This window comes from Paenibacillus sp. KS1 (genome assembly GCF_001680695.1).
GTDB classification, from domain to species: domain Bacteria; phylum Bacillota; class Bacilli; order Paenibacillales; family Paenibacillaceae; genus Paenibacillus_B; species Paenibacillus_B suaedae.
On the sequence record NZ_MAIS01000300.1, the window covers coordinates 1 to 519 of the forward strand.

A 519-nucleotide genomic window follows, 5' to 3' on the forward strand; every position below is an offset into this window, starting at 1 on the left:
TAAGGGTAAAAGCAAGTACCACAAAAAACTTACTTTCTGATTCAACGTTATTTTTGCATACAATCTAATATACTCTCGAACAACTGACAATGTAACGCTCACTCCCCATTAGCCGAATGGAATTATTTGAATTACAAAATCATTATTTTGCTTCTTCCTTCTCAACGATCATGGTCTTTTTTCTGAAAAAGTAAAGTATCAATCAAATAGATAATAAGAACAAAAGCGATCTCAGAAAAAATAGAAAAATGAACGGACGTCATCCATTCATCAATCAGATGAACAGCAACAAAATCGAGGAGTATTCGGAAAATAGCGTCATGATACCGCTTAAAATGCTGGCCAGTAGCGAGAAAATACCTTGTCTTCATAAAAATTAATAATACTTTGGTAGCCGCATCAGCAACGAATGATAGACCGATAAACAGAAACACCGATGTCCACGATTCGTATTGAATTCCTAATACTTCAAAAATACCAATATGGAAGAATAGGAAAAAGGCAGCCACGCCGAGCAGT

General features: G+C 35.5%; 1 protein-coding gene. It reads right to left on the reverse strand.

Going from position 1 to position 519, the window contains the following annotated elements:
• Positions 1-161 precede the first annotated feature (161 nt).
• The coding region (locus BBG47_RS28415) for a YrvL family regulatory protein (RefSeq protein ID WP_217492557.1) at positions 162-519 on the reverse strand (358 nt) is incomplete at its 5' end.